Source organism: Sphingomonas sp. PEI4 (assembly GCF_056679955.1).
Map to the genome: position 1 here is coordinate 834,280 of NZ_CM155258.1, position 26,183 is coordinate 860,462.

Below are 26,183 nucleotides of genomic sequence, written 5' to 3' on the forward strand. Positions count from 1 at the left end.
CCTTTAGCGATACTCGAGTGTGACGAGCCGATTAAACGCCTTATCTACCCCGATCCTTTATCGTCTCCATTGTGACGAACGTGGACGTGCTCGCCACATGCGGCAGGCTGGAGATCTTTTCGCCGAGCACCGCACGATAGCGACGGATATCGGCTGTACGGACCTTTAGCAGATAATCGAAGCTGCTGGCGATCATGTGGCACTCCTCAACCTCCGCGATGCGCAGGACCGCCGCGTTAAACGCCTTCAGCGCATGTTCGCGCGTATCGTCGAGCTTCACTTCGGCAAAGGCGACGTGATCCATCCCCATCTTTTCCGCATCGACGATCGCGCAGAACCCGCGGATCACGCCGCTGGCGATCAATTTGCGCAGGCGTACCTGGCACGGCGTCTTCGACAGTCCGACAACGCGTGCTAAATCGGTTACCGTCATCCGCCCGTCGCCGAGCAGCGCCGCCACGATCCGGCGATCGAACTCGTCCATTTCGACTAATGATGCCGGTTTCTCCATGCCATCCGCCTGTTTGAGAAGTTCAAATAGGGCAGATCGCCCGTTCCAACTCCATATATAAGTCTGATCGGTTTTCGGAAGCGATCTATGATCTGTTATGACCAGCCAGCCGTTCGCCGCCTTCGCCCCTGCCATCCGCGCACCATCGGCGCTGCGTATGGCGATCACCGCCGCGTATCGCCGCGACGAGGCCGAGGCGCTGGCCCCGTTGATCGCCGCGGCTACGCTCGACCCGCGGACACGTGATGCAGTGCGCGAAACAGCCCGCGAACTTGTCACGCGGTTGCGCGCCGATCACCGCGGCACCGGCGTCGAGGGGCTGGTCCAGGAATATTCGCTGTCGAGCCAGGAAGGCATAGCGCTGATGTGCTTAGCCGAGGCACTGCTGCGGATTCCCGACCATGCGACGCGCGATGCGCTGATCCGCGACAAGATCGCCGGCGGCGACTGGAGCGCACATCTCGGCGGCGGGAAGTCGCTGTTCGTGAACGCTGCGACGTGGGGGCTGGTCGTGACCGGTAAGCTGGTCGGGAGCGTCGACGATCGCGGGCTCGGAGCGGCGCTCTCTCGGCTGGTCGCGCGGGTCGGCGAACCCGTCATCCGGCGCGGCGTAGATCTCGCGATGCGGATGATGGGCGAACAGTTCGTCACTGGTGAGACGATCGCCGAAGCTCTGAAGCGCGCCAGGGAGATGGAGAGCAAGGGGTTCGGCTACAGCTACGACATGCTCGGCGAAGCAGCGACCACGGCGGCCGACGCCGCGCGCTATTATGCCGACTACGAGAACGCGATACACGCGATCGGCAAGGCATCAGCGGGGCGCGGCGTCTATGGCGGGCCCGGCATCTCGATCAAGCTGTCCGCGCTCCACCCCCGCTATGTACGTGGTCAGGCGGTGCGCGTGATGGAGGAACTGCTCCCCGCCCTTAAGCGGCTCGCGCTGTTATCGAAGCGCTACGACATCGGCTTCAACATCGACGCGGAGGAAGCCGACCGCCTCGAACTGTCGCTCGACCTGCTCGAAGAGCTTGCGCTCGATCCGGAACTGGCGGGCTGGAACGGGCTTGGCTTCGTGGTGCAGGGATATGGCAAGCGCTGCCCGTTCGTGATCGACTGGATCGTCGATCTCGCGCGCCGTGCGGATCGCCGGATCATGGTCCGGCTGGTCAAGGGTGCCTATTGGGATGCCGAGATCAAGCGCGCGCAGGTCGACGGGCTGGCCGATTTCCCGGTCTATACGCGCAAACTCCACACCGATATCGCCTATGTCGCCTGCGCACGGAAGCTGCTTGCCGCGCCGGATGCTGTGTTCCCTCAGTTCGCGACGCACAATGCGCAGACCCTGGCGACAATCTACCGTCTTGCCGGACCGGATTTCGAGATCGGCAAATACGAGTTCCAGTGCCTGCACGGCATGGGCGAGCCGCTGTACGAACAGGTGGTCGGCAAGGACAAGCTCGATCGGCCGTGCCGTATCTACGCGCCGGTAGGCACGCATGAGACCTTGCTCGCGTATCTAGTGCGGCGCCTGCTTGAGAACGGGGCCAACTCGTCGTTCGTCAACCGGATCGCCGACCCTGCGGTATCGATCGACGAGATGATCGCCGACCCGGTCGAGATCGTGTCGGCGATGCCGCACCCTGGCGGGCACCACGACGCGATCGCGTTGCCGGGCGACCTGTATCCCGATCGCCGCAATTCGGACGGCATCGATCTCAGCGACGAGACGGCATTGGCGACGCTCACCGGATCGTTGGAGGACAGCGCCGCGATCGCGTGGACTGCCGCGCCGTCGGATGGATTGGGCGAGCCGCGTCCGGTGCTTAATCCCGCCGATCACCGCGATGTCGTGGGCCACGTCACGGAAGCCTCGTCCGAGCAGGCCCGCGCCGCGGTTGCCCGCGCGAACGCCAGCGACTGGCACGCGAAGCCGGTCGCCGATCGCGCCGCGGCGCTCGATCGAACGGCCGACGCGATGCAGGCGCGGATGCCGGTGCTGATCGGGCTGGCGGTGCGCGAGGCCGGCAAGTCGGTGGCGAATGCGATCGCCGAAGTGCGCGAGGCGATCGATTTCCTGCGCTATTATGCCGAGCAGGCGCGCGCGAATGCCGCCTCCCATCAGCAACCGCTGGGGCCGGTCGTCTGCATCAGCCCGTGGAACTTCCCGCTCGCAATCTTCGCCGGACAGGTCGCCGCCGCGCTGGTGGCAGGCAATCCGGTGCTGGCCAAGCCGGCCGAGGAGACGCCGCTGATCGCCGCCGAAGCCGTGCGACTGTTTCATGCCGCTGGCATCCCGGCGGACGCGGTGCAACTCGTTCCGGGCGATGGCGCGATCGGCGCCGCATTGGTCGCCGCGCCCGAGGTGGCGGGCGTCATGTTCACCGGCTCGACCGACGTTGCACGACTGATCCAGCGCCAGTTGGCGACGCGTGTGTCCGCAACGGGTGCGCCGATCCCGCTGATTGCCGAGACCGGCGGCCAGAATGCGATGATCGTCGATTCCTCGGCGCTGGCCGAACAGGTCGTCGCGGACGTGATCGCCTCGGCATTCGACAGCGCCGGCCAGCGCTGTTCGGCGCTGCGCATCCTGTGCCTCCAGGAAGAGGTCGCCGATCGCACGCTGACCATGCTGAAGGGCGCGCTGAAGGAGTTGCGGATCGGACGGACGGACCGGCTTTCGGTCGATATCGGCCCGGTCATCACCGCCGAGGCAAAGGCGGGGATCGATGCGCATATCGAACGGATGCGTGCCGACGGTCACCGCATCGACCAGCAGGCCTTGCCGGCGGAGTGCGCGCACGGGACGTTCGTGCCGCCCACGATCATCGAGATCGACTCGATCGCCGATCTCGACCGCGAAGTGTTCGGCCCCGTGCTGCACGTCGTCCGGTTCCGTCGCGAGCGCCTGGACGCGCTGGTCGATGCGATCAACGCGACCGGCTACGGCCTGACGTTCGGCCTGCACACGCGGCTCGACGACACCGTCGCGCAGATCACCGCGCGGGTGAAGGCGGGGAATATCTACATCAACCGCAACGTCATCGGCGCGATCGTCGGCGTGCAGCCGTTCGGCGGGCGTGGCCTTTCGGGCACAGGTCCGAAGGCGGGTGGGCCGCTGTATCTGGGGCGGCTCGGCACCGGAGCCGCAGCGTCCAGATCGTATGGCGAGCAGCCGAATCCACACCTTGCCGCGTTCGTCGCATGGCTGGACGAACGCGGCGACGCCGATGCGGCGGCGACTGCGCTACGCTATGCCGAAGCCGTTGCGCCGAGCGTCGAGCGTGAACTTCCCGGCCCGGTCGGCGAGCGTAACCTCTATGCATTGCACCCACGCGGGCGGGTCCTGATGAAGCCCACCACGCCCGCCGGCCTGCTGGAGCAGATGGCCGTGGTGCTGGCGACGGGAAATACCGGAACGGTCGACGGCATGGCGCTGCCGGACGGGCTGCCCGCCAGCCTCGCCGCGTCGTTTGCGGAACAGCCCGGTGCACCGTTCGCCGTCGCGCTGGTCGAGGGGGATGCGGCCGCCGTGACGGCGCTTACGCAAGCGATGGCGGCGATGTCCGGCCCGATCGTGTCGGTCCATGCCGCCAACCCGAACGCGCCTCGCGCCTATGCGGCGGAAGGGTTGCTGGAAGAGGTGTCGACCTCGATCAACACCGCCGCGGCAGGGGGTAACGCCAGCCTGATGATGATCGGCTAGGAGTAAGACGCCGACGGGGTCAGATCGACGACAGCAGGATACTCGTCTCGCTGTTCAGGACCCCGTCGATGCCCCGCACTTCCCGCAGCACGCGGTCGAAATCGGGCAGGCTGTCGGCGCGTAGTTCCGCCACCAGATCCCACGCGCCGTTGGTGGTGTGCAGCGTGTGGAGTTCCGGCAGCCCGTGCAGGTTGCGGATGACTGCACTGGTAGACCGCCCCGCGACCTCGATCAGCATGATCGCGCGGACTGTTGACACGGCGGCATCCGACGCGCGCACGGTGAAGCCCAAAATCACGCCGCCATCGATCAGCCGAGCAAGGCGTTTCTCCACCGTGCCGCGGGCGATGCCTAGATTAAGTGCGATCTTCGATACCGGCCTGCGCGCGTCGGCACGCAGTTCCGCGATCAACCGCCGGTCGATCGCGTCGATGGTCAGCGCGGGGTGAGTCGGAGATCGATTCATGCCGTCAGTGTATCCGGAGCAAAACGCCATACCAGCGGGAATGTGCAATCTGCTCGCCAAGCCTATGCAAGGTGTACGACCGGCCTCTCGAATTGCAACGTTCTTCCGGTTTCGCCTATCGACCTTCGCTGCGCATCATCCGGCATCGGGGAGACTGTGACGATGCGATTGGTCGAAGTGGAACATGTGATCGCGCTGGTGCGCCAACGGGGGCTCGAGAGCATTCTCGTCGAACTGGTCGAACAAATTGAGCGGGATTATCGTCGCTGGGACGCGTTCGATAAATCGCCGCGCTACGCCGCGCATTCGCCACACGGCGTGATCGAATTGATGCCGATCGCCGACGCCGAACGGTTCGGCTGCAAATACGTCAACGGCCATCCTGCCAATCAGGCAAAGGGATTGCAGACGGTCACCGGCTTCGGCGTGCTGGCCGACGTCGCGACGGGCTATCCGCTGATGATCGCCGAGATGACGCTGATGACGGCGCTGCGCACGGCGGCGATGTCGGCGCTCGCTGCCAAGCATCTGGCGCGGCCGGGCATGCGGAGCATGGCGATCATCGGTCTCGGCGCGCAATCCGAATTCCAGGCGACGGCGTTCAAGGCGGTGTTGGGGATCACCGACCTCCGCGTGTTCGACGTCGATCCGGCGGCGACCGCCAAGTTCATCGCCAACATGCGCGACGTTATTCGCGACGGGGGGCTGCGCATCGTCGCTACCGACACGGCCGGCGAAGCAGTAGAAGGCGTCGACATCGTCACGACCGTCACGGCGGACAAACGTGCGTCGACCGTGCTGTCCGACAACATGATCGGCAGCGGAATCCACATCAACGCGGTCGGCGGCGACTGCCCAGGCAAGACCGAGTTGCAGGCGGCGATCCTCAACCGGTCACGCGTCTTCGTCGAGTATGAACCGCAGACCCGGATTGAGGGCGAGATTCAGCAGATGCCGGCCGATTTCTCGGTCACCGAGTTGTGGGAGGTCATCGCCGGCATCGCAGCGGGCCGCGAGCACCGCGACGACATAACCCTGTTCGACTCAGTCGGCTTCGCGATCGAGGACTTCTCCGCGCTTACGTATCTGTTCGACGCAACGAACGATGTCACGCTGCACCGCGAGATCGATCTGCTGGCGCGTCCGGCGAACCCCCGCGACCTGTATGGCATGCTACGCCAGCCCGAACCGCATGGCGCCCTGCCCGCGGTCGCCTAGCCGGTTACCCCGAATAATCGGACTTCACCCATCCCATCGCTGGCTCGGCGATCGAAGCCTCCTATCCTTGCGGCAGGGAGTAAGCGGATGCGCAGGGTCTGGAAGCTTTTGGCAAGTGGCGCGGCGATCGCGATTGCGCTGCCCTCGCCTGTCACGGCACGGGAGGTCGCCCCCCCGTCGCAGGCAGCGTCGGGCTACACCATGCCCAACACCCAGTCCTGGGAACTGCGCTCGGATACCGGCGAAGCCTATCGCATTCTCGTCTCCTATCCGACAGCGCCTGCCCCGCCCGAGGGGTTCCCGGTGCTGTACGTGCTCGACGGCAACGCGGTGTTCGCCGGCTTTGCGGAGGCGCGGCGGATCCAGGAGGCGGCCGACGTCGGCAAGTCGATCATCGTCGGTGTCGGCTATCCCGGCGACCACACGTATAATACGCGGCGGCTGTACGATTTAACCGGCGGGCCGATGCCGCAACCCTGGCGGGATCGGTTCACGAAGGAACGCGTCGGCGGGTGGAATTCCTTCCTCGACTTCCTGACCGGCACGCTGCGAACCGAAATCGGCAAGCGCTTCAAGATCGACCTCGATCGCCAAGCGTTGTTCGGCCATTCGCTCGGCGGCCTGTTCGCGGTCCACGCGCTGTACGAGCGGCCGGGTGCGTTTCATGCGATTATCGCGGCCAGCCCGTCGCTGTTCTGGCACGACCGCGAGATGCTTGAGGCAGAGCGCGACTTTGCGGCGTGGCTGCAGGCTGGCAAGATTCCGAAGGTTGCACGCCTGATGGTCGTTGCAGGCGAGCGGGAGGAAACCGCGCTCGAACGCTGGGATGCCGAAGCGTTCGCCCAGCGGCTCGGGCCCTTGTCCGCGTTCGGGCTGCGCACCCGCTTCGAAATTTACGCTGGCGAAGGCCATATGACGGTGCCGAGCCGCGCGGTCTCCGAAACCTTGCGCTTTGCCTTCGCATGGCCTTGAGCACCGCTTCTCTTCCAGCATTACCGTATCGTGCAGGGTATGACATATGATTGAGGAAAAGCCGGCCGCGCCCTTTGCGGATCAGGTTGCGCGTGGCCCGTTCGAACGGTTCGACGATGTCGACGTGCACGCGTTGATCACGGAATATCCGCTGGCCTGGGTGACCGCGCGGCATGATGGCGCCGTGGCGAGCCTCTTGCCGCTGATCGCCGTATATGACGAAGGCGGACGGCTGACCGAATTGATCGGCCATCTGGCGCGATCGAACCCGCTCTACGCGACGTTGAGCCGCAATCCCGAGGCGACGCTGCTCTTCCGCGGCCCCGAGGCGTATATGTCGCCCGAGCATGCCAAGCTCGACGACTGGGCGCCGACCTGGAATTACGCGCAGCTCGTGATCAAGACGGACATCCGTTTCGATCCTGCGCAGACCGCAGACGCGCTGGACGTGTTGATCGACGCGATGGAAAATGACCGTGCGGCACCCTGGACGACGGCGCAGATGGGCCTGCGCTATCATGGCATGCTGGAGGCGATCATCGGCTTCCGGGCGCGGGTGATCGACGTGCAGGGCAAGTTCAAGCTGGCGCAGGACGAGCGTCCCGAGGTGTTGCGCGCGCTGCTCGCCAACCATCCGGATCCAGCGATGCGACGCTGGATCCGGCGGTTCAACGCGGACCGGCTATAGCCCGTCGTCCAGAAGGCCGTCGTTCAGCGCGCGGCACCGTCCAAGCTGCCAAATACCGGCTTGCCCTGGAACAGCGTCACCAGCACCTTGGCATTGTGGATGTCGGTCGCCGGGATCTTGAACAGGTCGCGATCGAGCACGATCAGGTCGGCGCTCTTGCCCGGCACGATCGATCCGGTCTCCTTGTCGAGATGGTTCACATAGGCGACGTTGAGCGTGTAGGCGCGGATCGCCTGCGCAAGCGTGATCCGCTCGTTCTCGTTCAGCGGCGCCAGTTTCGAATCCGGCCCGACTCGGGTCAGCGCGACCTCGATCCCCTCGAACGGGTTGGCCGAGGCGACCGACCAGTCGGCACCATAGGCGATCCGGCCGCCGGACTTGATGATGCTGTTGCTGGGATAGATATAGCCCGATCGCACCGGCCCGATCCGTTCCATCGTCAGCCGCATATAGGGCTCGTCGCACGCCCAGAGCGGCTGGAAGATCGCAGTGACTCCGAGCGCGCCGAAGCGGGGCTGGTCGGCCGGGTCGATCACGTTCATGTGCGAGATCATCGGCCGTGTGTCACGCAGGCCATCGTGCTTGCGGGCGATCGCGACCGCGTCGAGTGCCTCGCGTACCCCGGCATCGCCGATCGCGTGGAAATGCGACTGCATGCCGCGGGCGTCGATCTGCGACACCGCGTCCCCCAGCGCGGCAAGCGTGATCTGGGCCGCGCCCTTGACCTTGGTGCCCTCATAGGGAGCGAGCATCGCCGCGGTCTGCTGCGGAATGACGCCGTCGATGAAGAACTTAACGCCGTTGGCGGTCAGCCCGCTCGCTTTCGCGCGCGCGGAAACCTGGAGCAGGTCGGGCAGCTGATCAATCCCGCGGTCATTGTTCCAGCGCAGGTCCATCACGGTATGCATGGTCAGTGCGCCGCTGTCCTTGACGACCTTGTAGGCGTCGATCGCCTTGCTGGTGCCGCGCTTGTCCCATTCGACCGCAGCATCGTGCCATGATGTGATGCCCATGCTGTTGAACAGCCGGACCGTGTAGAGGATCGCACCCTCCAGGTCCTTGGCGCTCGGCGGCGGCACCAGCGGTTCGACCAGGGCCATCGCGGATTCCTCGAGCCCACCGACCGGCTCCCCGTTCGCGTCGCGGTCGATCGTCCCGTTCTTCGGATCGGGCGTGTCGCGCGTGATCTTCGCAAGTTCGAGCGCCTTGGAATTGACCCACAAGGTGTGGCCGTCCGCTTCGAAGATCAGCGGCCGGTCTTTCGAGATCGAATCCAGCAGCGCCTTATCCGGGATGCCCTTGGGCGGGAACAGGCTCTGGTTCCAGCCCGAGCCGAACACGGTGCCGGTGCCCGGCGTCTTCGCGACACACTCGGTGATGATCCGGCGATAGTCGTCGAGCGTCTTGCCTTCGTGGAGCGCGCAGCGCGCATAGCTCATGCCGCCGAAGATCGGGTGCGCATGCGCATCGCCGAACGCCGGCATCAGCAGCTTGCCGTGCATGTCGAGCGTACGCGTGCCCGCCCCAGCGCGCGCCGCGACCGCGGCGTTCGAGCCGACCGTGAGGATCCGGCCGTCCTTGATCGCCACGGCCTCCGCCCATTTGCCGTCCTCGACGGTATAAATGCGGGCATTGCGCAGGATCAGGTCGGCGACGACCTTCGGCGCAGCATCCTGCGCGACTGAGGTACTGCTGGCTACGGCAGCGAGAACAAGGCCGAGTGCGACGGTGCGGACGTGTCGGGTCATCATGGGCAAAACGATCCTGCCAGAATTGAAAACGGCCGGGGCACCCGTGCGGTACCCCGGCCAGGACGCCGGTTCAAAAGCGGCGGCGCAGCGAGGCGAGGACGGTGCGATCCTTGCCGAGGTAGCAATAGCCTTCGTTGATCGGCGCCGCGGTGTAGGTGCAGTTGGTATAGACCCGCGTGTCGAAAATGTTCGAGCCGTTCACCGAGAACGACCATTTGTCGTACGCCAGCTCGATCATCGCGTCCGCCAGCGTCACTGGATCGACGCGGTAGAGCTGGTCGAAGCTGACCTTGTTGCCCTGATAGCGGACGCCGGCGCCGACCTTCACGCTCAGGTCGCCGCCAAGGTCGAAGCGCTTCGACGTCCAGGCCGATGCCTGATGCTCGGGCAGATTCTCGCGCCGGTCGCCACGCAGGCGGCCATCGACCTTCAGATATTCGGCCTTGGTGTAGCTGTACGACGCGGTCAGGTCGAAATTACCCGGCAGCTTGATATTGGCTTCCGCCTCGATGCCGCGCGACCGGGTCGAGCCGCCCTGGATGAAGTTCTGCAGCTCGTTTGGGTCGGCGATCAGGACATTCTGTTCCTTGATGTCGTAGGCCGCGAAAGTGAACAGCATCCGCGGGGTTGGCTGAACCTTGATACCTGCCTCATACTGGCGTCCGGTGCGCGGCACATAGGCGACACCGAAGAAGTTCGATCCGAACACCGGCAGGAACGATTCGGAATAATTGAAATAGGGCGACACACCCTTGACGACATCGGCGATAATGCCGCCGCGGAACGTCCAGGCCTTGTTCGATTCCAGATCGACGCCGTTGACGTTCGATTTGACGTTGTCGTGGCGCGCGCCGAATACCAGCGAGACGCGGTCCCAGGCCCGGATCTGATCCTGGAAATAGAAGCCGGTCTGCGAGTTGCGGGTATCCGTCGCCCATTGCTCGCCATTCGCGAACGGCACGCCATAGACGGGATTGTAGAGGTTGAGGCCGGGTGCCGCGCCAAAGCCCTCGCGCTTGTTCTCGCGAAACTCGGTATAGTCGAAGCCGGCGAGGATCTGGTGGACCAGCGGGCCGGTGCCGACGCGCAGCACCAGGTTATTGTCGCTGTTGAGGCCGGTATATTGGGCGCGGTTCAGATACCAGGCGCGCTGGGCGATGGTGCGGCCTGCATCGGCATAGGCGCCGCCGGGGAAGCCGGTATAGCCGAACACCTCCTGATAGTCGGTGTCCTGCTCGAACGTCCGGTTTCGCGTGCTGAACGTCAGATTATCGCTAAACTTGTGCGTCGCGAGGATCGACAGTGCGTAATGGCTCGCGAACGTGTGGTTATAATCCGGCTCGCCGAGATAGAAATCGTTGGAGATGCGTGTGGGGCCGCTGCCGTCGATCGTCTTGCTGGTCGGCAGATATGTCTGGCTACCTAATTTATCGCGCTGGTACAGACCGATGAACGTCACCTCGGTCCGCGGACCGGGCCGGAGCGTGACGGCGGGCATGACGACGGTGCGATCGTTCTGCTGCCCCGATTGCTGCAGCTCAGCATCACGGTACAGGCCGACCAGCCGCGCCGACACGCCGTCGACGATCGGGCCGGTGACGTCGATCTGCGTCTGCTTGAAGTCGTCGGTGCCGTAGGTGACGCCCATCTCGCCGCCGAACACAGTCTGCGGCCGCTTGCTGATCGAATTGAGGATGCCGCCCGCACCGCCGCCGCCGTACAGCGTCGAGGAAGGCCCGCGCAGCAGTTCTGCGCGCTCGACGGTAAAGATCTCGAGACGACCGCCATAGATGAAGCCCGGCATGCGGTTCAGGCCGTCGAGATACTGCTCGGCGCCGGTGCCGCGCACTGCGAGGAAATCGCCGCGGGTATCGACGCCGTTCAGTTCGCTGGTCGCGCCCGCGCTGTAGCGGATAACGTCCTGCAGATTGACTGCAGCGCGGTCTTTGAAATCTTCGGCGGTGATGATGCTGATCGACTGCGGAACCTCGTTCAGCGGCGTATCGGTCTTGGTGCCCGACAGCGCACGCGTGCCAGTCACCGTGATCTCGTCGCTCGTGCGGACCTCAGTGTCCTGGTCACGCGCCTGTGCGAAGGCCGTGCCGGCCCCGCCGGCCATTATACAAGCCGTCATCAGCGCCAGCCGGAATTGCTGCCTGCGTGACGTTTCGTGTTCGAACCGCTTCGTCATGTCACCACCCCATTGCTCGTCGATAAGATCCGCCGACGCGCTTTTGCGCTATCGACACCACGATCTCCTGCCGGTGCATTGAACATGCTCCGGGAGACAGGCGTCACGCGGTTTTCAGGGTAAGCCCGGGCAAAGACGGGTAAGGCCGGCGGGCACAGCCGTTCAGGCCGCCGGAACCTCGTTATCGGCGGCGTCATGGGCGGCGATCAGGCCGCGTTCGTGCGACACGCGCACGGCATCGCGCCGTTTCGTGACACCAATCTTACGAAACACCGATTTCAGGCGATATTTTACCGTATCGGGTGACATCCCGATCAGCCGCGCGATCTCCTTGTTCGAATAGCCTTGGCTAAGATGCGCCAGGATCGCCGCCTCCGCCTCGCTAAGCTGGTCGGGCGCGGGCAGTTGCACCGCAGCCTTGCTTTGCGCGCGCGCGATGCTGCGGAGGAACTGTGCGCGGAAACGATCGAGCCGCGGCGCCGCGATGGCCTCGTCGATCGCCTGCTGGACGAAGCGGCGTGCGTCGATGAACGGCCGGACGATGCCCTGGAACATAGCCGTGCCGACCGCCTCGTCGAAACATGCCTGCGCCCTGCTTGCGTCGCCGATCACCCGGTAGCCGTGGTAGCGCAGCAGGTTGAGTTCGATCAGGAGGCGTCCCGCGCCGTGCTGCCGGGCATAGTGTTCCAGCGCGTCGAGTTCCTGGAGTGCGGTCACGGTTTCGCCGCCAAGGAGGTTGAAGCTGGCACGGCACAGCGCGGCGGCGATCGCGACCGGGCGGTAGAGCGGCGACTCCTCCGCCATCGTATCGGCCAACGTGTCGAGCCCGATCGACTCCGCCAGCGTCCGCGCCTGTTCGATCGAGGGTTCGCGGAGAAGCAGTTCCAGTTCGCACAAGTCGGCGAGCAGTTCGAGCTGGCGAAACCGGCGCGTGCTCGCGATACGCCGCGCGCGATCTAGCACGCGGCGGGCGTCGTCGAGCGCGCCGTCCGCTGCGGCAACGCGCGCGGCGGTAAAGTACGCGGCGGCATAGACGTCGACCCAGCCATCGGACTGTTCCATGTGCAGCATCGCCCAGTCGAGCAGCGCCATCGCCTCGCCGGTGCGGTCCTGGTCGTAAAGCGTCTCCGCCTCGAACGCCGCGCAATTGGCGGCGAGATCAGAGCGGTCGCCAAAATTGGCGTGGATATCGCTACGTGCCGCTGACAGTACGGAAACCGCGTCGTTGAGCCTGCCCTGCGCATGCCGGATCCGCGCCTCGTGAAAGCGCGTGAACACCTCGCTGTAGAGCGATCCCATCGCCTGATAATGGTCGCGCGCGGCAAGCGTCGGTTCCATCGCCCGCTCCAGCCAGCCGCCTTCGTAATATTTGGCGCCGAGGGATTCATTGACGTTGGCGAGCGCGAAATGATCGTCGCCGGGCAGCGTGCGGAGCAACGCCTCGCGTGCGAGCAGATCCTCCAGCGGCATCGGCACGTTCTCGTATTCGAGCAGGATATCGCCGACGATGCGAATCTCGGTCCACACATCGGGCGCGGTCTCAGCCTGGTCGGCGTGCTGCACCAGCCGGTCGTAGTCGATCCGCGCGGCGTCCATCCGCCCGCATTTAATCTCCAGATAGACGCGCGCCAGCACCAGCCGGGGCCGCGCCTCGATCACCGCCGCGGGCAGTTTGGCAAGCGCGCGTTCGACCAGCCCCTGCTGGCCCTGCGGGATCAACCGCCAGCCGCTTGCCGCCTCGACGATGTCCGCCAGCAGCGCGTTATCATCGGCCTCGATCGCATGGCCGACCGCCTCGGCGATCTCGTCGCGCGTCGCATACCAGTCCGCGAGCCGCCGATGCAGCATCCGCAACTGCGTCGCATCTCGCCGTGCCAGCCGCTCACGCAGGTACTCGGCGAACAACTGGTGATAGCGATAGGCGTCGCGCTCCGGCGTCAACGGGGTGAGCAGGACACCTTGCTGTTCGAGCCGTTCGAGGATCAGCCAGCCGTCCTGCCGATCGCACAACAGATTGACCGCTTCGCCAGTGACACGGTCGAGCAGCGCGGTACGGATCAGGATTTCCTGCGTCTCCGGCGGTAGCGACATCAACACCTGTTCGGAGAGATAGCGCGCCAGTTCCGCGCTCGACCCCGTGAAGCCGCCGACGAACAGCCGTCGGTCCATCCCCCGCTTCAGCGACAGGAAAGTCAGTTGCAGCGCGATCGGCCAGCCTTCGGTGCGCTCGACCAGGCTCTGGATATAGTCGCCGGCAAGATCGGCGCCATCCGCCCGCGCCAGCATCGCCTCGGCCTCGGGCAGCGAGAACCGGAGATCCTCGGACGTGAATTCGAGCAATTGCTCCTCGGCGGCAAGGAGCGACTGCCCGAGCCGCGGCGTATCACGCGACGAGATCATGAAATGGCAGTTGCGCGGCGCGAGCCGGATCAGGGCCTGGAGGAAATCACTCGCCTCGACGCCTTCCGCACAATGCCAGTCGTCGAGGATCAGCACGACCGCGCGGGGCTCGCGCGCCAGACGGTTGACGATCACGGACAGGGCCGCGCGCGCCGGCAGGTTCGCGGGGACGGTATCGTCGTCGTCCTCGTCACCGCCCTGGTCGGGACCGTTCAGCGCGAGCGCGATATATTGTGCGAGGCGGCTGGGATCGGCATCGTCGCGTTCGAGCGACAGCCAGGCGACCAGCACCTCTGCGGGATCGAACCGGTCGCGCCACTGCGCCAGCAAGCTGGTCTTGCCGTATCCGGCCGGCGCATGGAGCAGCGTCAGCCGCCGATCGAGCGCCCCGTCGAGCCGCGTAAGCAGGCCATCGCGGCGGATCTGGTCGCCCATCCAGATCGGCGGCGCAATCTTGGTCGGGATCAGTTCGTCCAACAGTCACCCCTTTGGCCGGACCATGATGTTGCGAAGCAATACCGGTTGGCTCGTCCATGTATAGGAGCAGTCGCGCGTTCGGCTCAAGCTTACCCGTTCGCGACCCGGCTTACCCGTCCGCCATGTTGCGCAGGCGACACAGCCACCCTTAGCTCATGTCGTTACCGGGGGCGTCAGGGGAGTAGTTGGTGCGGATTGGTGTCGATGTCGGGGGTACGAATACCGACGCGGTCTTGATGGATGGCGACACTGTCGCCGCCTGGACCAAGCAGCCGACCACGGCGGATGTCGGCGCGGGCGTCGCCGCGGCGATCACCGCCGTGCTCGATCAGGCGGGCGCCGCGCCGGATGCGATCACCTCGGTGATGGTCGGCACGACGCATTTCACCAATGCGCTGGTCGAACGTAACGCGCTCGATGCGGTCGGCATCCTGCGGCTCGCCAGCCCGTCCGGAGAGGCATTGCCGCCGATGACCGGCTGGCCGCCCGAACTCGCCGCGCGGATCGGCGCGCATGTCTATCTGCTGCCCGGTGGCTATGAGGTCGACGGCCGCGAGATCGCCCCGCTCGACGAGGCCAGGGTACGCGCTGCAGCCCGCGAACTGCGCGTCAAGGGTATCGAGGCGATCGCGATCGGCAGTGTGTTCGCGCCGGTCAATCCGGCGATGGAGGAGCGCGCCGCCGCAATCGTGGCGGAGGAACACCCGCACGCGCGCATCACTGTATCGCATGCGATCGGCCGGATCGGCTTCATCGAGCGCGAGAACGCCGCCATCCTCAACGCCGCTCTTGGCAGTCTCGCAGCGCGCGTGATGGCCGCGTTCGAGCGCGCGTTGGTAGAGATCGGCGTCCATGCGCCGCTCTATATCTCGCAGAACGACGGCACGTTAATTTCAGCAAGTCAGGCGGCGGCTTATCCCGTGCTGACGATCGGCTCCGGACCGACCAATTCGATGCGCGGTGCGGCGTTCCTCACCGGAGTACGCGATGCGATCGTGCTCGATGTCGGCGGCACCACGACCGATGTCGGCGTGCTCGCCAACGGCTTCCCGCGCGAATCCTCGGTCGCGGTCGATATCGGCGGCGCGCGGACCAATTTCCGTATGCCCGATATTCTCGCGCTGGGCCTTGGCGGCGGTACGCGCATCCATCTCGATGAGGCGCTGTACGGCGCAGCCTCGCTCGCGGAGGACGCGTTCCGGATCGGCCCGGATTCGGTCGGCTTTCGTATCCTGGAGGACGCGCGACTGTTCGGCGGGACGACGCTCACCGCCAGCGACGTCGCCGTCGCCGCCGGCCGCGCCAGTTTCGGCGATCCCGCGCTGCTTCCCGTACTGTCGAAGCCGGTCATCGACGCAGTCTGGGCGCGCAGCCAGGCGATGATCGAGGAAGCGATCGACCGCATGAAGACGAGCCGCGGCGACGTCGTGCTGCTCGCGGTCGGCGGCGGCAATTTCCTTATTCCCGACAGCATCCGCGGCGCCGCAAAGGTAATCCGCCCCGAACATGCCGCCGTCGCCAACGCCGTCGGCGCGGCGATCGCGCAGGTCGGCGCACTCGTCGAGCAGGTCGTGTCCTACGACCGCGAACCGCGCGAGACAGCGCTCGGCCGGCTGCGTACCGAAGCCCGCGATCACGTCGTCGCGGCAGGCGGTGTGGCGGACAGCATCGAGATCGTCGAACTGGAAGAGGTGTTTCTCAGCTACCTTCCCGGTCGCGCCGCGCAGGTGAGGATCCGCGTCGTCGCGGATCTGGCCGAACAAACCCGTGGGAAACTGACCGAAAGCCTCCCCATTCATGCGCATTGATCGCCAGGCGCTGCTCGACCTCGCCACCGGTGCAGCTTTTCTCGGCTCGGGTGGCGGCGGCGACCCCTATTATGGACGCCTGCTCGGTGAAGCCGAGATCGCCCGCACCGGCCCGTTCGACCTGGTGTCGCTCGACTCGCTGGCCGACGACGCGCTGATCGCGCCGTGCGGCTGGATCGGCGCGCCGACGGTGTCGATCGAGAAACTGCCCAACGGCAACGAAGCGCTTGCCGGCCTGCGCAAGCTCGCCGAGATCGCCGGTCGCCCGGTCGATGCCGTGATGCCCATCGAGATCGGTGGCGGCAACGGCCTTGCACCCTTGCTCGCCGCCGCGGCGCTCGGCGTACCGGTGGTCGACGCAGACGGCATGGGCCGCGCATTTCCGGAGTCTCAGATGGTGGTGTTCAACATCGCCGGCCTCTCCGCGTGCCCGTCGATCGTCACCGCGTCGTGCGGCGCGCTGTCGGTGATCGACACGCCCGACAATCTCGAACACGAACGCATCGCGCGGCAGTTATCGGTCGATCTCGGCGGCAACGCGCACATGGTTGAGTATCCGCTGACCGGCGCCCAAGCCAAGGAGCATGCGATCGGCGGCAGCATCTCCGCCGCGATCGCGATCGGCGCCGCCGTCCGCACCGCGCGCGAAGCTGGCGAAGACCCGTTCGCCGCGCTCTACACAGCGCTGCGGGGCACAGGGCTGTATCCACACGCGGGTGAAATCTTCGACGGCAAGATCGTCGATCTCGAACGCGAGACGCGCGGCGGCTTTTCGGTCGGTCGCGTGATTGTCGAGGGCTTCAACGGCCGGGGCCGAATGGAGATGGAGTTCCAGAACGAGAACCTCATCGCCCGCGTCGACGGCGTGGTCCGCGCGATGGTGCCGGACCTGATCACCGTGATGGACCGCGAGACCGCCGACAGCATCACTACCGAACGCCTCCGCTTCGGCCAGCGCGTCAAGCTGGTCGGGGCCGCGGCCCCCGCGGTGTTGCGCACCGAACGCGCGCTTGCGTTCGTAGGCCCGGCGGCGTTCGGAATCGCCGAGACCTATGTGCCGATTGAGGCGCTCAACGACTGGGGTACGGCATGAGCCAGAACGTCGGCGACGATCACGCGCATGGCCCGGTCCCCGAGGGCGTTACCGTCCCCGGCTGGCGCGTCGGGCTGATCGTCGCCAGCTTCTCAATCGGGCTGCCCGACTTCCTCAACGGCGCGCACAATGCGCTGGCGCTCGGGTTCGCCCAAGCGGTGCTCGCCGCAGTGGTCGCCGGCGCGATCCTATGCGTGTTCGGGTCGTTCACCGCGGTGACCAGCGTCCGCACGCGCCTGTCGACCTATCTGCTGGTCCGTCGGTCGTTCGGAACGGGCGGCGCTGCGCTCATCAATACGGTGATCGCGCTGATCCATTTTTGCTGGTTCGGCGTCAACGCATCGTTCTTCGGCGAAGCGATGGTCGAGGCTGCGGCGGCCAACGGCCTGCCAGGTAATTTCACGGTCTTCGTCGTGCTCGGCAGCGCGTTGATGACTATCTCGACGATCTTCGGTTTCCGTGCGCTCGATCGGCTGGCGCTGGTCGCGGTGCCGGTGCTCGCCGCGATCCTGATCGCGCTGGTGGTCGCATCGATCCACGCCAACGGCTTCGTCACCGCCGCCGCACCCAATCCGCCCGAGCAGATGCGCTTCGGAATCGCCGTATCCGCGCTGCTCGGCGCATACATGCTCGCGGTCGCAACGATGCCCGATCTGTCGCGCTATACCAGGACGGCGCGCGGCGCGATCGGCAGCATGGCATTGTCGTTTCCGATCGCGACCCCGCTGATGATGGCCGCCGCCGCGATCCCTGCGCTGGCGATGCAGCAGACCAGCATGATGAAGCTGGTGGTCGGTTTCGGCTTCGGCACGCCGGTACTGTTCCTCCTCGTGCTGCCGACCTGGACGGTCAACTCGCTCAACCTCTATTCATCCAGCCTGTCGCTGAGCAGCACGTTCCCCCGCGTGCGGCCGTGGATCTTCACGGTGCTGGGCGGCACGCTCGGCGCGATCTTCGCGCTGATGGGAATCCTCGGAGCATTCATCCCGTTCGTGCTCTTCCTCGGCCTGATCATCCCGCCGATCGCGGCGATCTACGTGATCGACAGCTCGACGCGCTTCCGCAGTACCGATTCGGCCGGCTCGCTGCTGCATCTCCCCGCCTTCCGCTGGTACGCGCTCGGCACATGGGCGGCGTCGATCCTGGTCGGTGCGCTTGCGGCGTATCGTGGCGTGACGCTGACGACCGTGCCCGCGCTGGATGCAACGCTGTTCGGCGGATCGCTCTACGCATTGCTCACCTACCGCCGACGCCGCGCCTAGCGGACCACGCCGCCGGCGATCAGCGCATCTATCGCCGCCTCGTCATACCCGCAGTCGCGCAGGATCGCGCGGCTGTCGGCGCCAAGCGCATGCGGCGGGGTATCGCCGCTCCTCTCGAGCCCGGGAAACGCCACCGGCTGCGGGATCGCCCGGGCGACGCCTTCGGGAAAGCCTTCAGGCACCTCGAAGAAACCGATTTCACGGAGATGCGGGTCGCTCAGCAGGTCGGCGGGCAAGGCGACCCGCGAACAGGGAATGTCGCGCGCCTCGAGCGCCACGATCCACGCCTCGGTAGTCCGCGCGGTCAGGCTCTCCGCGACGATCGCGTAGAGTTCGCCGATATGCGCCTGCCGCTGTTGCGGAATGCCGAACCACGGCTCGTCGCAGACCGCCTCGCGCCCGATCTCGGCTAGGAATCGCCGCCATTGCGGTTCGGTATAGGGCAACACAGCGATCCAGCCGTCCGCGGTCCGGAACGGGCGCCGATCGGGCGACAGCAGCCGGGGATAGCCGGTCGCGCCGTCGGTCGAGAACGTCGCGGCAGCAAGATGCTCGTTCATCAGGAACGCGACCATCGTCTCGAACATCGGCACCTCGACCTGGAACGGCCCGTCCGCGCCCCGTTCCCGCGCAAACAGCGCGGCCAGGATACCGTAGACGACATGCAGCGCGGCGGTCTTGTCGGCGAGGATCGTCGGCACGAACCGCGGCGTACCGTCATGCAGCGCGCCAAGCCCTGCCAACCCACTCGCCGCCTGGATGATGTCGTCAAAGGCCGGGCGGTCGCGGTACGGCCCGGCGCTACCGAATCCGGTTGCGGCACAATGCACGATACGGGGATTGATCGCCGCCACCGCCGCGTAGTCGAGCCCGATCCGATCGGCCGCACCGAGCCGCATATTGTGCAGCAGCACGTCGGCCGTACCGATCAGGCGTGTCATCGCCGCGCGTCCGTCCGGGTGCTTTAGGTCGATCGCCAGCATCCGCTTGTTGCGGTTGTTGTTGACGAACAGCGCGCCGCCCCCCGCCCCCTGTGGATGGGCGTGGCGCGCGATGTCGCCTTCCGGCGGCTCCACCTTGATCACCTCGGCCCCGAGATCCGCCAGAATCTGGCCGGCATAGGGGCCGAGCACCACTGCCCCGACTTCGATCACGCGTATCCCGTTGAGCAGCCGAAGCAAGCAGACCTCCCAAGTTTCGTTTGACTCTAATTTCCATATAGGAACAGATATGTCCAGCAACAGAAATTGGAGGATGCGTGGAGTATCAGTTCGACAAGCTGTTCATTGGCGGCGAATGGGTTGCGCCGATCGACGGCGGCGTCCGCCCGAGCATCGATCCCGCAACCGGCCAGCCTTGGGGTGACGTTGCCTATGGTGGCCCGCGGGATATCGACCGTGCCGTCGCTGCCGCGCGCGCCGCGTTCGAAGGGCCCTGGCGGACGATGGCACCGTGGGAACGCGCCGCGATCATCCGCAGGTTCGCGGAATTATACGCCACCCAGATCGACGCGCTTGCCCGCATCGAATCGCAGGACAACGGCCGTGCCATCCGCGAATCGCGCGGCGACATCGGCATGCATCCGCAATATTATCAGTGGTTTGCGAGCCTCGCCGACAAGCAGCACGGCACGACCATTCCGACGGATGCCAGCGTCCACGCCTTCACCTCGCGCGCACCGGTCGGCGTGGTCGGCACGATCACCCCGTGGAACGTTCCGCTGATGGCGGTGGCGTGGAAGGTCGGCCCAGCGCTGGCTGCCGGCTGCACCGTGGTACTCAAGCCCGCCGAACAGACTCCAGCCTCATCGCTCGCGCTCGGGAAAATCTTTGAAGCCGCGGGCTTTCCGCCCGGCGTCGTAAACATCGTGCCCGGCGACGGCGGGACTGCGGGCGCACATCTGGTTGCGCATCCGGACGTCCACAAGATCGCGTTCACCGGCGAAGGCGCAACCGCAAGGACGATCCTGAAGACCGGCGCCGACACGCTCAAGAAATTCAGCTTCGAGCTCGGCGGCAAGGCACCCAACATCCTGTTCGCCGATTGCGATATCGAGAACGCGGTAAACGCGGCCACCGGCTCGGCCTGGGCGTTGTGCGGCCAGAGCTGTGCGCTGGGCAGCCGTATCCTCGTCGAGCGCCCGATCTACGATCAGGTCGTAGACCGCTTCCGCCACAACGCCGGCCGGGTCCGCGTCGGCAATCCGCTCGATCCTGCTACGCATATGGGTCCGCAGGCGCATCAGCAGCAGCTCGACAAGACGCTGTCCTATGTCGCCATTGGCCAGGGGGAAGGCGCCGAGCTGATCACCGGTGGTACCCGTATCGAGCGCGACGGCTTTGCCGGTGGCTATTTCGTCGAGCCGACCGTGTTTGCAGAGGTCGACGCCGGCATGCGGATCGCGCAGGAGGAAATCTTCGGCCCGGTCGCCGCCATCATCCCGTTCGATGGCGAGGACGAGGCGGTCGCGATCGCCAACGGCACACCCTACGGCTTGGCAGCGGGGTTGTGGACCGGCGATGTCGGCCGCGCCCACCGTGTCGCGGCGCGGATCGAGGCCGGCATGGTCTGGGTCAACACCTATCGCTACATCCGCTGGTCGACCCCGTATGGCGGCGTCAAGCAGAGCGGCTGGGGCCGCGAGAACGGCGTCGACGCGCTCGCTGATTATCTCGAGACCAAGACCACGGTCATCTCCACCACCGGCGTCTTCGCCGATCCGTTTGCCAATTGAGGAACACACCATGCGCCTGCAGGGTAAACTCGCCATCGTCACCGCTGCCGCATCGGGCATGGGCCGCGCCGGGGTCGAGCGCTTCGTCCGCGAAGGCGCGCAGGTCGCCGCGATCGACATCAACGCTCAAGCGCTGGACGCGCTCGCCGAGGAGTTTGGTCGTGACCGCGTCCATGTCATCGCCGCCGATCTTTCTACCGACGACGATGCGCTGACCAGCATCGACCAGGCGGTCTCAGCCTTGGGCGGTGCCGATATCCTCTGGGCGCATGCCGGCATGCCCGGGCCGTCATCGGTCGAGAATCTCGACATGGCCGCCTATCGGAAGGCCATCGATCTCAACATCACCTCGGCCGCGCTGGGCGCGGGCCGCGTCGCACCCGCCATGCGCGCGCGCGGCGGCGGCGCAATCATTTTCACCGCATCGATCTCGGGGCTGGTCGGCTCGATGATGAGCCCGATATACTCAGCGGCCAAATTCGGCGTGGTAGGCCTTGGCAAGTCGCTTGCACTGGCGCTCGCAGCCGACGGCATCCGCGTCAACGTCGTATGCCCGGGGCTTGCCGATACGCCCATGAAACTCGGCTTCACGGGCCGTAACGGCGATCCTGCCGAGGCAGCTGCAAACGAGGCGAAGGTGGTGGGCGCGGTGCCGATGGGTCGCCTGGTCAGACCCGGCGAGGTCGCAGACGCGGTGTTGTGGCTCGCCTCGGAGGAAGCCAGTTTCGTCACCGGCGTCGCGCTGCCGGTGGATGGCGGTTTCACCGCGCGGTGATCGGCCCGAGAACCACGCCGTTGATTGAACCGAGCCTCGGGTGCGTTGCCCCTATCGCGGTTAGCTCATATCCGCATCTCTCCAATCATCTTACGGGCAGTCGCGAACATGACGGTGCGGCAAGCGGCGAACACACTGCAGATCCTCGAATATTTCGCCGAGCGCCTGCGCCCTGCGACGGCGGCAGAGATTGCGGACGATCTCGTCTGGCCGCGTTCCAGCACGTTCAAGCTGGTCGGCACGCTGGCAGCGCTCGGCTATCTCTACGAGCCCGAGGGGCGCGGCGGCCATTATCCGAGCCCGCGGTGGCTCGAACTGGCGGAGAAGGTCGCGCAGGCCGATCCACTGCCCGCGGGCTTGCAGGCGCTAGTGCGCGCGGTTGCCGCCGAAACGCGCGAGACCGTCGCGATCTCGGCGCCGGCCGGCATCTTCGCAATGTTCGTCACAGTCGCGGAATCGCGCCAGCCGGTGCGCTATTCGGCGCGGATCGGCGACCGGGTACCAATTCATGCCAGTTCGGCCGGCCGCGCCCTGCTTGCGCAGATGTCGGCCGACGAACGCCAAGGGCTCTATCGCAAGATCGACTTCACCGCATTTTCGCCGACCACGCCGATGACGCCCGAACGGATCGAAGCGGACCTCGCGGTGGCGGCTGCGCGCGGCTATCACCAGAGCAACGCCGAATACACACCCGACCTCGCTGGCGTGGCGATGCCGCTGCCGATCGTGGCGCGGCGTCTGTCGATCGTCGTGGTGGGACCGATCTCGCGCTGCCTCGATCGACGCCCGGCGCTGGCCGAAACTCTCACGCGGCACGTCGCGACCCTCGATCTGCGCTGAACCCGGAGCCGCTTCCCGGCCGACACGAGTCGTCGAAAGGACAGTCATGACCGAGGATCCCCGCGCGACGATCGCCGCCGAGCCGATGCGTGCGATCCAGATCGTCGTCGTCACCATGTGCATCGCGCTCAATGCACTCGACGGCTTCGACGTGCTCGCGATCAGCTTTGCCGCGCCCGGCATTGCTGCCGAATGGGGCATCGATCGCGCCACCCTCGGTATCGTCCTGTCGATGGAGCTGATCGGGATGGCCGCCGGATCGGTGCTGATCGGGAATATCGCGGATCGCATAGGCCGCCGCCCGACCATACTCGCCTGCCTGATGGTGATGGCGGTCGGCATGTTCGGTGCTTCGCAGGCCGGCAGCGTCGCGGTGCTGTCGGCGATCCGGCTGTTCACCGGGATCGGGATCGGCGGGATGCTGTCGGCCACCAGCGCGATGGTTGCCGAATTTTCGAACGACCGTCGCCGCGGGCTGAACGTCGTCCTCAACATTGCTGGCTATTCGACTGGCGCTATCCTCGGTGGGCTAGTCGCTTCGGCGCTGCTCGCAGGCAGCGGCGAATGGCGCTCCGTGTTCCTGTTCGGTGGCACGATGACCCTGATACTGCTGCCGTTTGCCTGGTTCCTGATGCCCGAGTCGATTGAATCGCTGATCGCCCGGCGCCCGGTAAATGCGCTTGCAAGCGTCAACCGGACGCTCGCCCGCCTGCGGCGTGCACCTCTCACCGAACTCCCGCCACCGCCGCTTATCTCGGCTAAACCATCGCTGTTCAGCCTGATCTCACCTGCGTACCGCATCCCGACCATCCTGTTGACGATCGCCTATTTCGCGCAGATCACCTTGTTCTACTTCATTCAGAAGTGGGTGCCTAAGATCGTGGTCGACATGGGCTTCGACGCGGCCCAGGCGGGGCGGGTGCTAGTCGCCGCCAATGTCGGCAATCTGCTCGGTGCACTCGTCATCGGCTTGGCCAGTCAGCGCCTGCCGCTCCGCCCGCTCGTCGGTGGCGCGATGCTGATCGGCTTCGGCGCGATCGGCGTGTTCGGTCTGGGTCCGCGTGATCTGACGGTCCTGGCCGCAACGGTTGCGGCAGCTGGCTTCTTCGTCAATGCCGGTGTCGTCGGCCTGTACCCTCTCCTCGCGCAGACCTACCCCGCGGCATTGCGCGCCACCGGGACCGGCTTCGTGATCGGCATCGGTCGCGGCGGATCAGCGGCAGGGCCGTTGGTCGCCGGAGCGCTCTTTGCCGCCGGTAGCACCTTGTTCACCGTGTCTATTATCATGGGGCTGGGTGGCCTTATCGCTGCAACAATGGTTGCTTTCTTGCCGAGCGCCTCACACCGCGAGAGTCCTAAAGTGGCAGACGAATTGGTTGGCGCTGGACAGAGCACCTAATCAACGGCTTCTCTGGGGGATGATCGAGCTCTGCCGACCATAACGGCACAGTACGGCAAGTGAACTGCTCAGCCGAGGTCGACCCCAGCCGCTCGTCTCGTCGAACGAACCTGCAACCGATACCATCGCCGACGGTCGCTATGTGCGCGGAACCAACGCTGGTGTCTTAGCGCCACCAAGCCGTATCCTCTCCGAGGAGCAATTGCATGAGCGCATGTTGCTTCGCGCTCACGCTGCTACGTAACCCCTTGCCTGTTGGATCGGCTTTCAAACCGCCCGGCTGAACATCGCAACGCTGGCAGCGACCGGGTCCAATCTGACCCACAATGCGATCCCCAGTGCCACTAACACCGCTACTAGCACCGGCCCTCCTGCTGCCATCAGCGCCTTCCGCCGACCCATCGGCGGCATGAGGGGCCACATCAGGACCGCAGAGAGAGCCAGCGGCAGTGCCGCCACGGATGGCACGTTTGCACCCACGGCCTGAAGCAGGAAGAAACTCGATGTAAGCAGGAAACCGACGCCAATCGCGCTTGCTACTATTCCTATGGCGACACCCATTCGCTCTCCGCCAAACGCGACCGCTGCTGCCGCGATCCCGGCCAGTAGCAAGGGGTACAGGATCACGCCGGAAACGGTCGGCGCGACCCATTGCGCGAGTGCGCCCAGTATGAGCAACGGCAACGCCGCCCCCGCAGCCAGCCCGGCGGCGGAGCGCCGCCCCGCGCATACCGCCGACCACACCGCCATTAGTACCGCACCGCACAGCAACGCCGCCTGCACCTGCAAGCGTGGGATCGCCGCCAAGCGGTCGTAATAGTTAACTGGCTGGTCGGCCCCGGACACCAGATTGGCAAGATACAGTAGTCCAGCTGAAAGCATAATCAGCGCGCATGTCGCCACCGCCCCTCGCAACACATCCCGTCCGGCTCGATCACGACACACTGCGGCGGCAAACAGCAAGATCGCCGCCGTAAGCAACACCCATCCGAACCTCGCCGGATGCGCCACCAACACAAGCCCGAACGCATCGAAGAAGCTCAAATTCGGCGCCTTGCCCGGCAATGAAGGCACGGTCAGCAAAGCGTTTGTCAGGGCCAGCACCTGCCCGCCCATGTCCTGCACCGATCCTTGATCGAGCGCCTCGGGCGTCGCTAGCGGCGAATGATATAGTCCCGGTCGTCCGATAAAAGCGAAGTTGAACCCGGGATAGCCTGCGCGCTTGGCCGGAGTAAAGTCGGTCGAATTCGGCAGATACTGGTAAATGAACACACTGAGAGACGTACCAACCGGCCGCGGCACCGACCTTTGAAACAGACGCATCATCGCACCATTATCACTGCCCGTCTCGAACATAGAGGCGCGCCCGCCGCCGCCCCGCGCTTCCATGTTGACGATGACACCGACCCGCTTCGCGAGAGGATCGCGCCCAAAAAAAGCATTCGCGCCTTCCAACCCGGCTTCCTCGCCATCGGTGAACACCACGATCAAATCCCGCTGCGGCCGCCCGACCGCTAGGATCGCGCGGGCAACCTCTAGCGCGGTGGCAACGCCGGCACTGTCGTCCGCCGCGCCAGGCGATCCCCAGACGGTGTCGTAATGCGCCATCAGTAGCACCGCCGGCCGCGTGCGGTCGCGCCCGGCCAGTATGGCAACGACGTTGACCACCTCTGGTCGCACGAGCGCCGTGCGGTTCCACGCCGCTATCCGTTCCGCTACCAGAGGGGTCATCAACGTGCGGCTCGCGCGCACCGCAAACCCCATTTCGGTGAGCCGCGTCGTTAAGTAGGCACGTACCGCCGCGTTTTCTTTGCTGCCTGTCGGATGGGGCGCCCGTCCGATCTTCCGCACGTCCGCCATAGCACGGCCAGCGGAGAACATTGACGGGTGAGCGT

18 protein-coding genes are annotated in these 26,183 nt (G+C 65.6%); 11 read left to right on the forward strand and 7 right to left on the reverse strand.

What is annotated here, in order from left to right; genetic code table 11:
- Positions 1-40: 40 nt before the first annotated feature.
- Positions 41-511, reverse strand: a complete 471-nt coding sequence (locus AC1MLZ_RS03605) for an Lrp/AsnC family transcriptional regulator (protein WP_480960495.1) — start codon at positions 509-511, stop codon at positions 41-43.
- Positions 512-608: 97 nt separating this feature from the next.
- Between AC1MLZ_RS03605 and putA the strand changes: the two genes are divergently transcribed.
- A complete protein-coding gene (putA, locus tag AC1MLZ_RS03610; protein WP_480960496.1) occupies positions 609-4,214 on the forward strand; it encodes a trifunctional transcriptional regulator/proline dehydrogenase/L-glutamate gamma-semialdehyde dehydrogenase in 3,606 nt (1,201 codons plus the stop codon).
- Positions 4,215-4,233: 19 nt separating this feature from the next.
- Here putA and AC1MLZ_RS03615 read toward each other — a convergent pair whose 3' ends face one another.
- Entirely contained in the window at positions 4,234-4,680 is a 447-nt protein-coding gene (locus AC1MLZ_RS03615) for an Lrp/AsnC family transcriptional regulator (RefSeq protein ID WP_480960497.1), read from the reverse strand.
- A gap of 162 nt (positions 4,681-4,842) precedes the next feature.
- Between AC1MLZ_RS03615 and AC1MLZ_RS03620 the strand changes: the two genes are divergently transcribed.
- From AC1MLZ_RS03620 to AC1MLZ_RS03630, 3 genes are all read left to right on the forward strand, one after another.
- The gene (locus tag AC1MLZ_RS03620) at positions 4,843-5,898 is read left to right on the forward strand and encodes an ornithine cyclodeaminase (RefSeq protein WP_480960498.1); all 1,056 of its coding nucleotides are present in this window, start codon (positions 4,843-4,845) and stop codon (positions 5,896-5,898) included.
- 87 nt (positions 5,899-5,985) lie between these two features.
- Entirely contained in the window at positions 5,986-6,870 is an 885-nt protein-coding gene (locus tag AC1MLZ_RS03625; protein WP_480960499.1) for an alpha/beta hydrolase, read from the forward strand.
- Between the two features lie 46 nt (positions 6,871-6,916).
- Positions 6,917-7,558, forward strand: a complete 642-nt coding sequence (locus tag AC1MLZ_RS03630) for an FMN-binding negative transcriptional regulator (protein ID WP_480960500.1) — start codon at positions 6,917-6,919, stop codon at positions 7,556-7,558.
- 23 nt (positions 7,559-7,581) lie between these two features.
- Here AC1MLZ_RS03630 and AC1MLZ_RS03635 read toward each other — a convergent pair whose 3' ends face one another.
- From AC1MLZ_RS03635 to AC1MLZ_RS03645, 3 genes are all read right to left on the reverse strand, one after another.
- Positions 7,582-9,309: an amidohydrolase gene (locus AC1MLZ_RS03635; protein WP_480960501.1), complete on the reverse strand. Its 1,728-nt coding sequence runs from the start codon at positions 9,307-9,309 to the stop codon at positions 7,582-7,584.
- Between the two features lie 70 nt (positions 9,310-9,379).
- The gene (locus AC1MLZ_RS03640; RefSeq protein ID WP_480960502.1) at positions 9,380-11,500 is read right to left on the reverse strand and encodes a TonB-dependent siderophore receptor; all 2,121 of its coding nucleotides are present in this window, start codon (positions 11,498-11,500) and stop codon (positions 9,380-9,382) included.
- A 162-nt stretch (positions 11,501-11,662) separates the two neighbouring features.
- Positions 11,663-14,377 carry a helix-turn-helix transcriptional regulator gene (locus AC1MLZ_RS03645; RefSeq protein ID WP_480960503.1) on the reverse strand — a complete coding sequence of 905 codons (2,715 nt, stop codon included), beginning with the start codon at positions 14,375-14,377 and terminating at the stop codon, positions 11,663-11,665.
- Between the two features lie 188 nt (positions 14,378-14,565).
- Here AC1MLZ_RS03645 and AC1MLZ_RS03650 point away from each other — a divergent pair, with 188 nt between their 5' ends.
- The 3 genes from AC1MLZ_RS03650 to AC1MLZ_RS03660 are packed head-to-tail and all read left to right on the forward strand — an operon-like array spanning position 14,566 to position 18,540.
- Positions 14,566-16,185: a hydantoinase/oxoprolinase N-terminal domain-containing protein gene (locus AC1MLZ_RS03650; RefSeq protein WP_480960504.1), complete on the forward strand. Its 1,620-nt coding sequence runs from the start codon at positions 14,566-14,568 to the stop codon at positions 16,183-16,185.
- Positions 16,175-17,278 carry a DUF917 domain-containing protein gene (locus AC1MLZ_RS03655; protein WP_480960505.1) on the forward strand — a complete coding sequence of 368 codons (1,104 nt, stop codon included), beginning with the start codon at positions 16,175-16,177 and terminating at the stop codon, positions 17,276-17,278. Before AC1MLZ_RS03650 ends, AC1MLZ_RS03655 begins: the two co-directional genes overlap by 11 nt.
- A complete protein-coding gene (locus AC1MLZ_RS03660; RefSeq protein WP_480960506.1) occupies positions 17,275-18,540 on the forward strand; it encodes a purine-cytosine permease family protein in 1,266 nt (421 codons plus the stop codon). Before AC1MLZ_RS03655 ends, AC1MLZ_RS03660 begins: the two co-directional genes overlap by 4 nt.
- Here AC1MLZ_RS03660 and AC1MLZ_RS03665 read toward each other — a convergent pair.
- A complete protein-coding gene (locus AC1MLZ_RS03665) occupies positions 18,537-19,721 on the reverse strand; it encodes a CaiB/BaiF CoA transferase family protein (protein WP_480960507.1) in 1,185 nt (394 codons plus the stop codon). The two genes, AC1MLZ_RS03660 and AC1MLZ_RS03665, sit on opposite strands and share 4 nt — an antisense overlap.
- A gap of 77 nt (positions 19,722-19,798) precedes the next feature.
- Between AC1MLZ_RS03665 and AC1MLZ_RS03670 the strand changes: the two genes are divergently transcribed.
- The 4 genes from AC1MLZ_RS03670 (at position 19,799) to AC1MLZ_RS03685 (ending at position 24,288) form a co-directional block, all read left to right on the forward strand.
- A complete protein-coding gene (locus AC1MLZ_RS03670) occupies positions 19,799-21,274 on the forward strand; it encodes an aldehyde dehydrogenase (RefSeq protein WP_480960508.1) in 1,476 nt (491 codons plus the stop codon).
- Positions 21,275-21,284: 10 nt separating this feature from the next.
- Positions 21,285-22,049 (forward strand): SDR family NAD(P)-dependent oxidoreductase, encoded by a 765-nt coding sequence (locus AC1MLZ_RS03675; RefSeq protein ID WP_480960509.1) that lies wholly within the window; start codon positions 21,285-21,287, stop codon positions 22,047-22,049.
- A gap of 108 nt (positions 22,050-22,157) precedes the next feature.
- Positions 22,158-22,889 (forward strand): IclR family transcriptional regulator, encoded by a 732-nt coding sequence (locus tag AC1MLZ_RS03680; RefSeq protein ID WP_480960510.1) that lies wholly within the window; start codon positions 22,158-22,160, stop codon positions 22,887-22,889.
- A gap of 46 nt (positions 22,890-22,935) precedes the next feature.
- A complete protein-coding gene (locus tag AC1MLZ_RS03685; protein WP_480960511.1) occupies positions 22,936-24,288 on the forward strand; it encodes an MFS transporter in 1,353 nt (450 codons plus the stop codon).
- Between the two features lie 267 nt (positions 24,289-24,555).
- Here the strand turns inward: AC1MLZ_RS03685 and AC1MLZ_RS03690 are convergent, their stop codons facing one another.
- The gene (locus AC1MLZ_RS03690; protein ID WP_480960512.1) at positions 24,556-26,148 is read right to left on the reverse strand and encodes a M20/M25/M40 family metallo-hydrolase; all 1,593 of its coding nucleotides are present in this window, start codon (positions 26,146-26,148) and stop codon (positions 24,556-24,558) included.
- Positions 26,149-26,183 lie beyond the last annotated feature (35 nt).